General features: G+C 63.4%; 12 protein-coding genes. 5 read left to right on the top strand and 7 right to left on the bottom strand.

What is annotated here, in order from left to right; genetic code table 11:
- Positions 1–11 precede the first annotated feature (11 nt).
- From FG13_RS10320 to FG13_RS10300, 5 genes are all read left to right on the top strand, one after another.
- Positions 12–803 (top strand): substrate-binding periplasmic protein, encoded by a 792-nt coding sequence (locus FG13_RS10320; RefSeq protein WP_235211710.1) that lies wholly within the window; start codon positions 12–14, stop codon positions 801–803.
- A gap of 21 nt (positions 804–824) precedes the next feature.
- The gene (locus FG13_RS10315) at positions 825–1,337 is read left to right on the top strand and encodes a lipocalin family protein (protein WP_035820611.1); all 513 of its coding nucleotides are present in this window, start codon (positions 825–827) and stop codon (positions 1,335–1,337) included.
- A 264-nt stretch (positions 1,338–1,601) separates the two neighbouring features.
- Positions 1,602–3,365: a methyl-accepting chemotaxis protein gene (locus FG13_RS10310; RefSeq protein ID WP_035820608.1), complete on the top strand. Its 1,764-nt coding sequence runs from the start codon at positions 1,602–1,604 to the stop codon at positions 3,363–3,365.
- A gap of 71 nt (positions 3,366–3,436) precedes the next feature.
- Positions 3,437–4,120 carry a tRNA-uridine aminocarboxypropyltransferase gene (locus FG13_RS10305; RefSeq protein WP_035820596.1) on the top strand — a complete coding sequence of 228 codons (684 nt, stop codon included), beginning with the start codon at positions 3,437–3,439 and terminating at the stop codon, positions 4,118–4,120.
- 80 nt (positions 4,121–4,200) lie between these two features.
- A complete protein-coding gene (locus tag FG13_RS10300) occupies positions 4,201–5,388 on the top strand; it encodes a PA0069 family radical SAM protein (RefSeq protein WP_442905202.1) in 1,188 nt (395 codons plus the stop codon).
- A gap of 458 nt (positions 5,389–5,846) precedes the next feature.
- Here the strand turns inward: FG13_RS10300 and FG13_RS30430 are convergent, their stop codons facing one another.
- The 7 genes from FG13_RS30430 to FG13_RS10270 all read right to left on the bottom strand — a co-directional run bounded on the left by FG13_RS30430 (position 5,847) and on the right by FG13_RS10270 (position 14,502).
- Positions 5,847–6,023 carry a hypothetical protein gene (locus FG13_RS30430; RefSeq protein ID WP_158301208.1) on the bottom strand — a complete coding sequence of 59 codons (177 nt, stop codon included), beginning with the start codon at positions 6,021–6,023 and terminating at the stop codon, positions 5,847–5,849.
- Positions 6,024–6,177: 154 nt separating this feature from the next.
- Complete coding sequence (locus FG13_RS10295) at positions 6,178–8,091, bottom strand: S8 family serine peptidase (protein WP_200880266.1); 1,914 nt, start codon at positions 8,089–8,091, stop codon at positions 6,178–6,180.
- 296 nt (positions 8,092–8,387) lie between these two features.
- Positions 8,388–9,101, bottom strand: coding sequence for an aspartate/glutamate racemase family protein (locus FG13_RS10290; RefSeq protein ID WP_035820593.1), 714 nt, complete (start codon positions 9,099–9,101; stop codon positions 8,388–8,390).
- Positions 9,098–10,330 carry a DUF917 domain-containing protein gene (locus FG13_RS10285; protein WP_035820591.1) on the bottom strand — a complete coding sequence of 411 codons (1,233 nt, stop codon included), beginning with the start codon at positions 10,328–10,330 and terminating at the stop codon, positions 9,098–9,100. Before FG13_RS10285 ends, FG13_RS10290 begins: the two co-directional genes overlap by 4 nt.
- The gene (locus FG13_RS10280; protein ID WP_161784173.1) at positions 10,305–12,629 is read right to left on the bottom strand and encodes a sigma 54-interacting transcriptional regulator; all 2,325 of its coding nucleotides are present in this window, start codon (positions 12,627–12,629) and stop codon (positions 10,305–10,307) included. The genes FG13_RS10285 and FG13_RS10280 overlap by 26 nt, the downstream gene beginning before the upstream one ends.
- A 290-nt stretch (positions 12,630–12,919) precedes the next feature.
- Complete coding sequence (locus tag FG13_RS10275; protein WP_152598909.1) at positions 12,920–13,504, bottom strand: gamma-glutamylcyclotransferase; 585 nt, start codon at positions 13,502–13,504, stop codon at positions 12,920–12,922.
- A 62-nt stretch (positions 13,505–13,566) separates the two neighbouring features.
- Entirely contained in the window at positions 13,567–14,502 is a 936-nt protein-coding gene (locus FG13_RS10270; protein WP_035820588.1) for a LysR family transcriptional regulator, read from the bottom strand.
- Between the last annotated feature and the right edge of the window lie 56 nt (positions 14,503–14,558).

Genomic DNA, 14,558 nt, shown 5'->3' with positions numbered 1-14,558 from the left:
GCATGTTCAGAATGCTCATCTTGCCTGCCGCGCTATGCCTGTTCATCGCTGCCAGCGTGCAGGCCGAGGGGGTAACGCCGCTGGTGATTTATGGCGACGACGATTATCCGCCGTACTCCTATGTTGAAAACGGCCAGATGAAAGGCATTTACACGGAGATCGTGCGCGAAGCGATGCAATCGATGCCGCAGTATGCGGTGCAGCTGCGTCCCGTGCCCTGGAAGCGGGGTTTGCTGATGCTGCAGACGGGCGATGCCTTCGCCCTGTATCCGCCGTATTCCTGGCGCAGCGAGCGGCCGTACGTGCGCTATTCCGTGCCGCTGCTGATGGAGCAGCTGGTGGTGCTGTGCAACCAGGACGTGCTGGCCAAACGCGCGCTGCGGCAGTGGCCCGCCGATTACGGCGGCCTGCACATCGGCGTGAACGCGGGTTTCCTGCCAGGCGACACGGGCTTGATGGCATCCTTGCGCGCGGAAAAAATCGTGCTCGACCCTGCCAAGGGCACGCGCACGAATCTGCTCAAGCTGATGCGCGGGCGCATCGATTGCTATGTCAGCGACCGCCTGTCGGCGCAGTGGGAATTGCAGCGCATCCGGCGCGAGGGGGCGCCTGGCACACCGATGCAGGCGATACAGGAAACGGCGCAGCTGGCCAGCCAGCAGGGCCACCTGGGTTTTACGGCGCGCCAGCTTGCCGCCTATCCTTATCGCGATGACTTTATCGAACAATTCAATGCCGCCATCGTGCGCATGCGGAACAGTGGCGCGATCCGCCGCATCGTTGACCACGCGCTGCAACCCTGATTCAACCGGACGGAGAAAAACATGAAAAAACTGTTATTGCTGAGTGTGCTTGTGCTGGCCGGCTGCGTGGGCCGTCCCGAGAATATTGTGCCTGTTAGCAACTTCGACACGACCCGCTATCTGGGGAAATGGTATGAGATCGCGCGCCTCGACCATTCGTTCGAACGCGGCCTGAGCCAGGTGACGGCCGATTACAGCCTGCGCCAGGATGGCGGCCTGAAAGTGCTCAACCGCGGCTACAAGGATGCGGACGCCGTCTGGAAGGATGCGGAAGGCAAGGCGTATTTCGTTGACAAGAAAGACGTGGGCTACCTGAAAGTGTCGTTTTTCGGCTCCTTCTATGGTTCCTACATCGTTTTTGATTTGGACCAGCAAGATTACAGCTATTCCATGATCAGCGGTCCCGACAAGTCCTACTTCTGGCTGTTGTCGCGCACGCCAACCATGGATCCTGCCTTGCAGCAGCGCCTGATCGGGAAAGCCGGCAGCCTGGGTTTCGATACATCAAAATTGATTTACGTGAAGCAAAACTGACACTGCTTGCCTGCCGCCCGTTCGTGGCGGCATTTCACCTTCCGATTGTTGCTTTTCTGCATGTTATTTCTTGCAATACCATTCTGATTCACTCACAATCTGCTCCAAAGTAGTGCGCTGCGGCGCACTGCCATTCCGGTGGCGACGTGTCCGTCGCGCCACCGTTCGTGATTGCCGCACGGCAGATGCCTGCTATATTGATACGTAGCAGCAGGTCGGTTTCGTGGCGTCTGTGCATCGTTTTCTTCAGATAGGAATCACGCAATGAAAAACCTCAAAATCGGCGTACGTCTCGGTGGCGGTTTTGCCGCCGTCCTGCTCCTGTTGACCAGCCTGACCGTGGTGGGCATCGTGCAGATGCAAAGCGCCAGCAAGGAAACCGATGCGCTCGTCAACGTCAAGGTGCGCAATGAACGACTGATCGCTGAATGGACCAAGGTCATCGAGGTGAACGCGGCGCGCACGGCGGCCGCCTGGAAAGTGGGCGATCCCGAACACCAGAAGCAGTTTGAAAAGGAAATGGCGGTTTCGTCGGCACGCGCCACGGAAATCCAGAACGATATCGGCAAGAGCGAGCTGAATGCCGAAGAGCAATCGCTGTACCAGGAAGTATTGAGCACGCGCAAGGCCTACACGGAAGTGCGCAAGAATGTGTTCAAGGCCAAGAATGCGGGCGACCTGGAACTGGGCAAGCGCCTGTATGAAGGCGACATGGCCGTCAAGCGCGACATCTACCTGGCGTCGCTGAAGAAGCTGGAACTGCTGGAAGCCAGACTGCTCGATGAAACGGCCGCGCAAATCCGTTCGCGCTACGAAAGCGGCCGTTTGCTGCTGATCTCGCTGGGCGGGGTGGCCATCTTGCTGGGTATCGCCTGCGCGTACTGGATCACGCGCTCGATCACGCGTCCCATCACGCGCGCCGTCGAGGTGGCGGAAGCCGTTTCCGCTGGCGACCTGACCAGCCATATCGTCGTGGAAAGCCGCGATGAGACGGGGCAATTGATGCATGCGCTGAAAAACATGAACGATAAACTGGTCAGTATCGTGGGCCAGGTGCGCGCCGGCACCGAATCGATCAGCACGGCGTCGAGCGAAATCGCCGCCGGCAACCTGGACTTGTCGTCACGCACGGAAGAGCAGGCCAGTTCGCTGGAAGAGACGGCGTCGTCCATGGAAGAGCTGACCTCCACCGTGAAACTCAATGCCGACAATGCGCGCAGCGCCAACCAGCTGGCCATCGACGCTTCGCAGATCGCCAGCAAGGGTGGCGTGGTGGTGTCGGAAGTGGTCAGCACCATGGGTTCGATCAACGATTCCTCGCGCAAGATCGTCGACATCATCAGCGTCATCGACGCCATCGCCTTCCAGACGAATATCCTGGCTCTGAACGCGGCCGTGGAAGCGGCCAGGGCCGGCGAGCAGGGCCGTGGTTTTGCCGTCGTCGCCTCCGAAGTGCGCAACCTGGCGCAGCGCTCCAGCGCGGCGGCCAAAGAAATCAAGGGCTTGATCGACGATTCCGTGCAAAAGGTCGAGGCCGGTTCGCAACTGGTGGACAAGGCTGGCCGCACCATGGATGAAATCGTGCAAAGCATCAGCCACGTGACGCAGATCATGAACCAGATCACGGACGCCAGCGATGAACAGCGCGCCGGCATCGAGCAAGTCAACCAGGCCATTGGCCAGATGGACCAGGTGACGCAGCAAAATGCGGCCCTGGTGGAAGAGGCTGCCGCGGCGGCCGAATCCATGCAGGAACAGGCCGCCAAGCTGGCCGAGGTCGTGGGCGTGTTCAAGCTCGATGCAACGCAACAATATGTATCGGCCAGTGCTGGCCCGTCCGTGACGGCGCCTGCACCAGCTGCGATGCGAGCTGCCATGCGTCCCGCCATTCAGCCTGCCAAGCGACGCGCGCCAGCGCCTGCCGTGACTGCGCCTACGCCGGGCAAGGCGGCGCAAGCGGACGCTGCGCGCGCACGCGCGCCGAAGGCACCGGTGGCATCGGGCGCCGACGAATGGGAAGAGTTTTAAGCGCAGTTTCCTCCTAGCATGGCGCGGGCGCTACAATCGCGGCTTGAAGACAGCCGTGAACGCGCTCCGCCATGACCACCCGCCGTACCTCCAGCCTTACCCTTAGCTCTACCGCTGCATCGACCTCCCAGGCGGAATCCGCCAAACGCGCGCGCTGCCCAGCCTGCCTGCGCGCCGCATCCAGCTGCATCTGCCGCTGGATCGCCCCCGTTGCCCACGCGGTGGACGTGCTGATCTTGCAGCATCCGCTGGAAGTCCACAATGCCAAGGGCAGCGCCCGCTTGCTGCACCTGAGCCTGCCCAACAGCCGCATGCTGACGGGCGAGCAGTTTGCCCCCGATACACTCGCCGGACTGCTGGCCGGCAAGCACAACGTGCTGCTATACCCGGATACGCCCGGCGACCGTTCGCTGGGCATCGCGCCGCCGCCAGCGCTCGACCCCGCCATCTTGCTCGATCCCACCTTATTGCGGCTGGTGGTGCTGGACGCCACCTGGCGCAAGAGCCGCAAGATGCTGTACCTGAATCCCCTGTTGCAACAGTTGCCGCGCCTGCCACTGCGCGATACGCCCGCTTCCCATTACCTGATCCGCAAGGCGCACGCGCCAGACCAGTTATCGACCCTGGAAGCGACGTGCTATGCCTTGATGCAGTTGGAGCAGGACGAGGCCCGCTTCGTTCCCCTGATCACGGCATTTGACGGTTTTGTCGCGCAGCAGTTGAGTTATGTCATGCCGCAGGGGGAAAAAGCTTGAAATAGCACCATGGCAGCCCTTGATATTGGCCGCACAGCGGCATAGTATACTGTACGTATATACAGTTGATGGGGCCGTTCATGAAAGCAATCATTCCAGAGCACGATGACAGCTTCGCCGGGCAAGCCATGTTGCCGCCGCAATCGCTGAAAGCGCACAAGGGGCGCGGTGCCGTCTCGAACCTGCAGGGGCGCTACGAAGTGCACGCGCGCGCCGGTTTCGATGATGGCTGGAGCGTGGGCGGCCTGGATGCGGCAGATGGTGAGGCGCCGGCGCCGGCCTGGAAGACGCAGGTCAGCGACGAGCAGGCACGCACCATTCTCACGCGCAACGCTTCGCCCGATTTGCCGTTCAACGTCTCGCTGAATCCATATCGCGGCTGCGAACATGGCTGCATTTATTGCTTTGCCCGCCCCACGCACAGCTATCTGGGTCTGTCGCCGGGCCTGGACTTCGAAAGCCGCATCTACGCCAAGGTGAATGCTCCCGAGCTGTTGCGGCGCGAGCTGGCCAGGCCCTCGTATGTGCCCGAACCGATCGCCCTGGGCGTCAACACGGATGCGTATCAGCCATGCGAACGCGAACGGCAGCTGACGCGGCGCGTGCTGGAAGTGCTGCACGAGTGCGACCATCCCGTGGCGCTGATCACGAAATCGTCGTTGATCGAACGCGACATCGACATTCTGGCGCCCATGGCGGCCAAGCGCCTGGCGGCCGTGGCCGTGACTGTCACCACGCTTGACCCGGCCATCGCGCGCACCCTGGAACCGCGCGCGGCCGCCCCGGCGCGGCGCCTGCGCACCATCCGCACCCTGACGGAGGCAGGCATTCCCGTGGGCGTGAGCATCGCGCCCATCATCCCGTTCGTGACGGAGCCGGAAATCGAACAGCTGCTCGAAGCCGTGCGCGATGCGGGCGCCATCCACGCCCATTACGTGGTGCTGCGCCTGCCGTGGGAAGTGAGCCCCTTGTTCCAGCAATGGCTGGAAGCGCACTTCCCGGAACGGGCCCAGCGCGTGATGAACCGGGTACGCGAAATGCGTGGCGGCAAGGATTACGACAGCGCGTTCGGCACGCGCATGCGGGGCGAAGGCGTGTGGGCCGACCTCATCCGCCAGCGTTTTGAAAAAGCCGTGCACCGGCTGGGGCTGCACGGCAAGGGCGGCCGCTTCAAGCAGCTCGATTGCACGCAGTTCCGCCGGCCGCTGGTGGTGCCGCTGGGAAACAAGGCAAAAGGGGGGAATGTGGGGCAGCTGGATTTGTTCTAACGCATGGCGTGACCGGACTGCGGTCAATGCAGTTCCCGCTTCCGGCAGCGGCCAGGGGGCGGGAATCTGGCGAGCGGAATCGGTGCTCAGTGGCAGATGGCAAAGGTGCCATTCACGCCTTGCCAATGAATTGCGCCGCGCCGGGCGCAGCAGGCGCTGCAATGATGGGCTGTCGGTCCGCCTATCGGCCCGTGTGTATCGAAGCACTGGCCTTGGCCCGTGTTGGTCGGTCCGCAGGCGGACGGCTGCATGCCGCTGGCTTGTACGTTGGCTTGTGCGTTGCTTGTACGTTGATAGAGCCACGCGCGCTGCGCGAAACAGGCGGGCTTTATAGTGGGAGTCGCATTGCTGTTCTTCCTCAATCGTGGGTGACGCCAGCTGGCTGAACGGGCGACGAGAAACTCATCGCCCGCAGGCATGCCGGGTTTAGCCGGGATGGCTCGATCCTGCTGGCTTGATCAGCAAACGGTGGCGTTGCAAGCCATCAGGCAGAGTTGCTGTGCGGTGCCGCTCAAGGCGCCGCAAGCCGCTTTGCACAGGGTGCAGGTAATGCCGGAAGGGGCGACACCCTGGCTGATGGCGGAGATGCTGGGGCTGCGTTGTACGGCTTTGGCTTGCAATGGCAGATTGTTCATTTTAAAACTCCTTGTGGTGGCGCCGCCGCGGGCAACGGCAATGGGTGTGCGTACCGAAGTACGGTGCTGATCGTTTCCCGCCAACGACCGTATGCTGAAGCGCGTGCACGCATCGCTGCGCCCACGTGCCCCGACAATTCAAATGCTGTTGACGTTAGCGTTGCGACCAGTAGCGCACTGCGCCGACGCTGACCGGTATCACGTCGCTGACGTCGACGGCGAAACGGGCGACCGTGTTGGCTATCTGCAGGTTTTCCGGGTTGAAGAAGGTCATGATGATGTCGTAGCATTCGGAGCCCGGGCGGCAGACAGGGCTCTGTTGCACCACGATGGTATCGAGCTGCATGCTGGTGGTCTTGGCCAGCATTTCCGCCGCTTGCATGGCATTCGTGGCCGAGAAGTTGAGCGCGCGGTCCATGCCCGTGACGCCCAGGTTGCGGAAGTCGTAATAAATGCGGTTCAGGAAGTTTTCCAGGCGCGCGCCCGTGTTGCTGCTGTTGATTTCCAGGCTGTCCTGCACCGCCATCAGGCTGTCGATCAGCTGCGGCACATTCCAGCTGAACATGCCCCGGATGGCTGGCTGGATCACGGGCACGACCTGGCCGGACATCAGCCTGGCGGCGCCCGAGATTATGCCGGGAAACGAATTCATGACGACCAGGCCATCGATGGTGCCGACATAGGCCTCGAACAGCAGTTCATAGGTCAGGTCGGCATACGGGCCGACGGGAACGACCGCGTAAATCGGCGTGGCGTCCAGGTTGACGGTCCAGGTCAATGATTGGCGGAAATATGGCTTGGCGCGCAGGAATTCGATCAATTGCTGCGGATCGCCAGGATTGTTCCTGTCCGATGGCATGGCCTGGACGAAGGAATCGCGGCGCGCTTCACTGCCGAAGTCGATGCCCAGGTTGCCCAGCGCATACACCAGCGTCGGGCCCTTGGCGCTGCCGCCGCCGCAGCCGCAATCGGAGGCATCGATGCCGGAAGCGGCGATGCCTTGTCGCGTCGCGCCGGAAGGGCTCGCGAGGTTGGCCAGGGAGGGGGTTTCCAGCATGGGAATGCTGAGCGGATGCACCTGCGCGGAAGTGTCGGCATTGGCTGGGCTCGCTTCAATCACAGTATCGTCTGACATTTCAATTTTCCCTTTTAATAATAGTTGAGTGGCGCCCGGCACATTCAATGTCCCAGTCAGGAGGCGGCGACAGTCCTGCTCGCCATTGGTGTTGCAACGCGTTGCGCTCTGCAGCAATGCGCTGCAAACTCCACGAGGGTCAGGACGATCCCCATGTTGGTGTTGCCGGCATAGCAGCAAGGCTGCGATGGCCGAGACGATCGGGGTGGCAAAGCTGGTGCCGCTGCTGAGCCGCACGCGCCCTGCGGGAGCGGCGCCGAGGATGTCGGTGCCGGGCGCCATGATGCCGCGCGCGCGATAGGCTTCGCCCCAGTTGCTGTTGGGCATGGGCGCGCCTTGCCGGTCCAGGGCGCCGACCACCAGGGTGTACTCAATGGAGGCGGGAATATGCAGGCAATCGCAGCCGTCATTGCCCGCCGCGGCGATCAGCAGGACGTTGCGTTCATGGCACAGCTGTATGGCTTTTTGCAGCAGGCCATCGGCGCTGCCGCTGTCGGACAGTTCACCGCCGCTGACATTGATGATGTGCGCGCCGTGCTCGACGGCCTGGGTGATGGCGCGGGCCAGGTCGAGCTGCGTGCATTGTGTCAGTGCGCCGTCGGCGCGGTCGGCAAAGATGGGCAGGATCAAGCCCCGACAATGGGGGGCCAGGCCCGTGACGGGGCTGCCGGGCTGGCCAAAGATGATGCTGGCGACATGGGTGCCATGTTGCGATGCCCGGCCGCTGCCGCTGGCACCCGTGGCGAGCGTGTCGAGCAGTTGCAGCCTGGCGCCGGCAAAGCAGGGATGGCTGGTATCGACGGGACCGTCGAGCACGGCGATGCAGATGTCGGCACAGCCGGTGTTGCCATCTTGCAAGGCAGCCAGGCCGGGCAGCAAGCCATGATTGGCCAGACTGTCGTGGGTGGTGGATACTTCCATAGTCGTCGGCACGGCGGCGCTCCTTGCTGGATCCTGGAGGGCGGGCGGCTCACCGCTTGAGGTGCTCCGCCCGCCTGCTGCGGCGCCTGTTGCTCTAGCGCCGATAGCATGATCTTTAGCAAGGGGTGTGCCAGAAGGCCAAGTGCTTGATTTTCAAGGGATGGGGCGGATTTGCATTGTCGTGACGCAACAATGATGGCGGATATCGTCCACCCTTTTTGGCCGGGATGGACGAAAACGGCAGGCGGCAAGGACGGGGAGGGGGCGCCCGGGACACGGCATGGCGTGACGCGGGCGCGTGCGGCGCTTCAGCTATCCTTGCTGTAGCAGGCGCGGCTGGGACGCAGGCCCATGCGCACGAGGGACACCAGGAAGCTGAAGCCTGCCTGGTTCGGATCGATGACCGGCACATAGGTCTGCAGCGCGTCCTCCAGCAGCGCGCTGACGCGCGCGGCGACGCCGACAAATCCTGTGCAGCCGAGCAGGATGGACTGGGCGCCGTCGTCCTGTATCGCCAGCATGGCGGCCTTGAAAGTTTTTTCGACCACCGTGTCCAGCTTGCCGAGGTCGGCGACGGGACAGTCGATGGAACGGATCGAGGCGAAGCTGTCCTGCAAGCCGTAAGCCTGCATGTGGCCCCGCTGCATGGCGAGCGTGCTGGGCAGTATCGTCATGATCGACAGGCGCTGGCTCAGTGCCAGCGCCGTAAAGGCGGCGGGCGGGAAGCCGCCGAGGATGGGAATGTCGATCACTTCGCGCGCGGCCTCCACGCCGCACATGTCGAAGTCGCTGAGCCAGATGCCGTCATAGCCTTCGCCTTCGATTTCCCTGGCCAGTTGCACCACCGGATAACCGTTTTGCAGCCAGTCGACGCGGTATTCGATGCAGTCGTGCCCGCTCGAAATATTGCGCACGGACACTTCGACATCGGGCGGCATCACGGGTTCGATGGCGGCGAGCAGGCGCTGGTTGTAGGCGGCCGTGGCCACCGGCGCCACGATACAGATGCGCAGCGGCTTCATGCGGCGCTCCCTGCCGCAGCGCCAGCGTTGCCCGCCAGCGGCACATAGGGTCCCAGGTAGCCGATGGTGTTGAGCAGTTGCATGAAGCTGTCGAGTATCAGGCCGCCCCGTTCCCGCAATGCCGGGTGGGCTTGCAGGCCCAGCAGCGTCACCTTGCGCTGCAGCAGGGCCGGGTTGAGCGTGCCGTCAGGCAGCAGCAAGTCGCCATTCGAATACACGACCTGGCCATCGCCATCGCCATCGCCCTCGACAAAGTAACTGATGGTGTCGGGCGCCATGCAGAGGGGCGTGCTGCGGCTGCTATCCCAGGCCAGCAGCGATTCGTTCTGGTACAGGACCGTGCATAGCCGTTCACCCGCGCGGATGGTGATCTTGCCCAGGTCGAAGCCATTGCGCGAGTCGACTTCGGCGGCGACGAATGTGCCCTGAGGAAACAATGGCCAGGCGCGCATGTCGCATTGCCGCGCAAGATAGTCGACCAGTTCGTCCGCGCTGCGCAAGCGGCCTGCCTGCAGTTCGCGGCCCAGGCGCAGGGCGCGTCCCAGGGTGCCGCGCCCGGGCAGCGCCCGGGCCAGTTCCGCCGGCGTCATGATCCACATGGCCAGCCCGCCGAACTGCTTGAAATCGGCCTGCGAGACGATGGGGCGCATCATCTGGTCGATGATCGTTGCCACGTCCTGCTGGTGGGCGCGGGCGCCGTTCACGCCCTGGCTCGGCTGGACGTCGAGTTCCACGCGCAGTCCCGACTGGCTGACGAGGAAGGCCGGGCGCGGATTGATCTGCTCGGCCGCATACGTCAGCTGCGGCAGCGAGGGAACGGCGCGGCCGGCGCCATCGGCGTCGATCACCGCCAGCCCCAGGTGGGCGGCGACCAGGCAGGCGACGAGAAACCCCAGCGCCCCGCTCTCGGGCGGCGCCAGGTAGGCCAGGGTGCGGTTTTCCAGCGCCAGGCGCTCCCTGACGGCGATCACGGCATCGACGGGACCTTGCGGAAATTGGGCGCCATTGATCGCCACGGGCGAGCCCAGGTAAGCCACCATGACCGTCTCGCCATCGGTGGCTTCGTCGACGCTGACCTCGCGCACTTGGGCGTCCGGATAGTAATCGCCGGCGTGGAATTGGGCCAGCAGGCTGCGCGCGGAAGTGAGCGTGCCGCCACCACCGCTGCCGAAGAAGCAAGCTCCCAGCAGTAGCGATTCAAGGTCATCGTGATTCAGCACATAGCTCATGTTGCGGATCCTCAGGTTGGCATGGCATGGAAATGGTTTGCGCCAGGGTGGTCTGCAACTGCAGCGCCTGGGCAAACCGGGGGAAAGCCGTGTCACGTTCCACGCCGCGCAAGGCGCGCGTGAGGTGTTCGAGTGCTTCCGGCCGGCGTCCGCGCTGCTGCAGCAGTTGCGCCAGGCGGGTCGCCACCAGCAGGCCGCCGGCCGTCGCGCCCAGCGCCTTGGCGGTCGACAGTGCACTGCCCAGTTCGCGTTCCGCGTTGTCCAGGTCACCCACCGCGATCCACGTCTGCGCATGCATGTCGAGCAGTTCGACCAGGTAGGCCCGTTCGCCATGTTCCAGCGCCAGTTCGATGGCGCCGTGCAGCAGTTGCCGGGCTTGCGATGGCTGGCCTGCCGACAACAGCAGTTCGCCCCGTTTCCAGGCCTGGAATGAATGGAAGAGCATGCCGCCTTCGCACAGCATGTATTGCTGGTAGCCATCGGCGATGCGCTGTTCGGTCTGTACATGGATGTTGCCCGACGCCAATGCGCAGGCATGGAATATCTGGCCCACTCCCAGGTAGAATTGATAGCCATATTCGCTGGCGACGGTTTGCAGGTCCGCCGCCAGGTTTGCCAGCCGGCTCCAGTCCTCGAACATGCAGGCGAGCCATGCGGCGCCCTGCAGTGCGATGGCGCGATGGAAGGGATGCGGGTTGTCGGCGCCGCCGCGCAATGCCAGGTGGTCCATTACCTGGCGCGCGCGCCGGAAGGCGCCGCTCTGGAAGCAGGACAGGCCTTCGAAAGTGCTCGACAGCACGGCGATGTCCAGGCCCTGTCCCCCGGTGTCGGCCGATGCCGCGCCGCATAGCAGGTGTCCGCGCTCCAGGCAGGCCAGCGTTTCGCGGTAATCGCCTAGCCAGAACAGCGTGTTGGCCAGGGCCAGATGGGCCTGCGACAGCAAGTCCGTGTCACCTATGGCTTGCGCCCGCTGCAGCATGTCTTGCGCCGTAGCCCGGGCCGCCACTAGGTCCAGCGCCATCAGTTGCGAGCTCCAGATGCCGAAGCGCAGGGCGGTGATTTCCACCTCGTCGCCCAGCGCCGCCGCTTCCTGCAATGCCTGCTGGTAGCAGGCGAGCGCTTCGGCGCTTTGCCAGCCGCTGATGCCGCGGTGCGAAATGGCGAGCCAGCGGTGCAGGTCGCAGCTCAGGCGGCGCGCGGTGCAGGGGTGGGCGTCGGCGGCCAGCAAGGTGAGGCCGCGACGCAATACTTCGATGGCTTCCTTGAAACGGGCCGCCTCGATCAGCGCACGTCCCTCCAGCAGGCAGACGCGGGCAAAATTGCTGCGCTCCTCGTCGCCATGCACGCGGCGTTCGATGACCTTGCGGTTGATGCCCAGGTGGCGCGCCGCGATCGTCTTGTTGCCATCGGCAAGGCGCATCGCATAGTCGATCAGCAATTGTTCCGCGGTCTCCAGCTTGTTGTCGCCTTCCAGCCGCATCAGGGCTTCCGCCAGCAGTGTGTGATCCGCGTCTTCCGGCATGCCCGCCGACAGGAAGGCGTCCAGGCTGTGGGCATCGATCAGCGCCGATTCGGCCAGTATCGACAGCCGTTCAACCAGGTTGCGCAGTTCGCGGATATGGCCGGGCCAGGCATGCCGGCCCAGGCGCTCCATGGCGGTGGCGGTAAAGCGGATGGGCCGCTTCTGCAGGCTGGCAAAGTGGGTGGCGAGGGCGGCGACGTCGCCGCGGCGCTGGTCCAGGCCCGGCACGTCGAGTTTCAATACCGCCAGCCGGTAATACAGGTCTTCGCGGAAACGGCCCGCTTGCACCATCGCGGCCAGGTCGCAGTGGGTGGCGGCCACGATGCGGCCGTTGAACGGCTGGATATCACCACCGCCCAGTGGCCTGAAACAGCGTGCTTCGAGTACGCGCAGCAGCTTGCTCTGTACACCTAGCGGCAATTCGCCTATTTCATCGAGAAACAGCGTGCCTTGCCCCGCTTGGGCGAAGAACCCGGTGCGGCTGTTGAGCGCTCCCGTAAATGCGCCCTTGGTATGGCCGAAGAGTTCCGCGTCGATCAGGTGTTCCGGCAGTGCGCCGCAGTTGAGATCGACAAAGGGCGCACCGGGATCGCCGCTGTGCCGGTGCACGAGCTGGGCGATGATTTCCTTGCCGGAACCGGTTGGGCCACTGATGAGCACCGTGCAGCGGGTCGGCGCCACGGCTTCGACCATGCGCAGCAGGCGTTGGAATATTGGGGAGCTGCCAATGATGTTCAGCCCGCCCCCGGCGCTGCCGCAGTGGACGGGGACATGCACAGGGGCAATAGCGCCTGCTCCGGGAAGCATGCAATGCGGCTGCCTCCCATGCTGTTGCAGCATAGACCTTTCGGACATGGTCGTCTCGCTCCGGTGATTTCGCTCCGATCATGCAGGGCCGTATTTTTTGTTCTGCCCCGCTGCCTGCTGACGCGTACCGTTGCTCCACTCATGCATAAAGGAATCGCGCGTTCCGATTATGGCCGCTAATAAAACGGCGATAGTCGCCAATTGTCACAATGAAAATATATTCATCGCTTGCATCATGCAAGCTGCTTGCCCGCCGTCATTCACTGCGCTGCTGGCGGCGCATCCTTTAATTGCGCCAGATGTTGCTCGATGGCAAAGACGTGCGGATCGCTCTTGCCCAGCTCGCGCAGGGCGCTGGCCAGGTGCAGCAGGTATTCGCTGTTCGGGCCGCTGGGGCCGGCAGAGCGGGCGATCTGGCGCGCGATGTCCAGTTCCGGGGCGGCGCCGAGGAAGGCGGCGTTTTCCTCGTTGGCGATGTACACCAGGCCTTCGACCTTGCTGCCATCGTCGAAGGTGATGTCGGTGGCCAGGCGCAGGTAGCCGTTCTTTTCCCGGTGGTCGAGGTGGGCGAAGACTTCGGGCGTGATCAGGTAAGCCATGCCGTCGCACACGGCGTCCGCTTGCGGCACGATGGTGGCGACCCGGCCCGGCGCCATCGGCGTGCCCCGGTGGTCGTGCGAGCCTTGCCAGAAGCGCCGCGTCCAGCCGGCGATGCTGGCCGGGCGCCGTTCAATATAGGGAAAGTCCGCTTTGTAGATCAGCGAGCCATAGCCGAACAGCCAGACCTGTGCATGGCCGTCGAATTTGTTCATGCGCTGGTTGATGGCGATGGTGGCGGCGTCGATGGCGGACAGATCGTTCTGGTGAGGCTGAGTCATGGTGCGAGCGGTGAAAGGGCGACGCCCGATTATAAAGCGGCGCCAGCCGTGCCGCCCGCTCCCACGTTCCACTCGTGCGTCTCGACAAAGCGGAACAAAAAGGCCATGAAGCTTTCGGCGGCCGGCGACAGCGACCGCCCCGTCTTCGTGTAGACGAAAAAGCGTCGCGTCAGTTCCGGCTCGTGCAGGGCGCGCATCTGCAATTGATATAGTTTGACCATCGGTTCCGCGTACGGCAGGCAAACCGTGATGCCCAGGTTGGCGCTGACCATGGCCAGCGCCGTCGTCATGAAGGTCACCTCGTTGTAGGGATTGAGCGACAGCTCGCGAAACGCGCCGTGCATGTCGCGCAGCAGGCGTTCCGTGAACTGGCCTTGCAGCGAAATGAACGGATAGTCGCCCACGTCGGCCCAGGTGACCCTGTCCTTTTGCTGCAGCGGGTGCTGCTCGGGGAAGACCAGCACGAAGGGCATTTCGAACAGTACTTGCGCGGCGATTTCCGCCGTCGGGTCGCGCTCGGGGCCGATGCCGAAATCGACTTCGCCGCTGAAGACGCGCGCCGACACATTTTCCACGGGGCAGTCGACGAGGCGCAGCTGCACGTCCGGGTGCGCCTGGCGGTAGGCGGCGATCACTTCCGGCAGCAGGGTGCAGGCCATCATCTGCGGCGCGGCGATGCGCACCATGCCCGTTTTCAGGGCCTTGCGCTGGGCGATGCCGGCCATGGCGCCATCGAGATCCTCGATCATCTTTTCAAACAGCGGATACAGTTCGCGGCCGATTTCCGACAGCTGCGTCTTGCGCGTGCTGCGCTCGACCACGCGCACGCCCAGCACGCTTTCCAGTTCCTTGATCAAGCCGCTCAAGGCCGACTGCGTCACGTGCAGGTATTCGGCGGCCAGGGTAAAACTGCCGGTCTTGGCCAGTGCCACGAAGGCGCGCATCTGTCGCAGGCTGGGACTCATAAGATAATCCGATAAATCAATGGTTAAAAATTGTTTGTATGATAGCTGGAACTCGA

This window comes from Janthinobacterium sp. RA13 (genome assembly GCF_000745325.1).
GTDB classification, from domain to species: domain Bacteria; phylum Pseudomonadota; class Gammaproteobacteria; order Burkholderiales; family Burkholderiaceae_D; genus Janthinobacterium; species Janthinobacterium rivuli.
The sequence above is the reverse complement of the archived record's forward strand: the minus strand, read 5'-3'. Positions and strand labels throughout refer to the sequence as shown.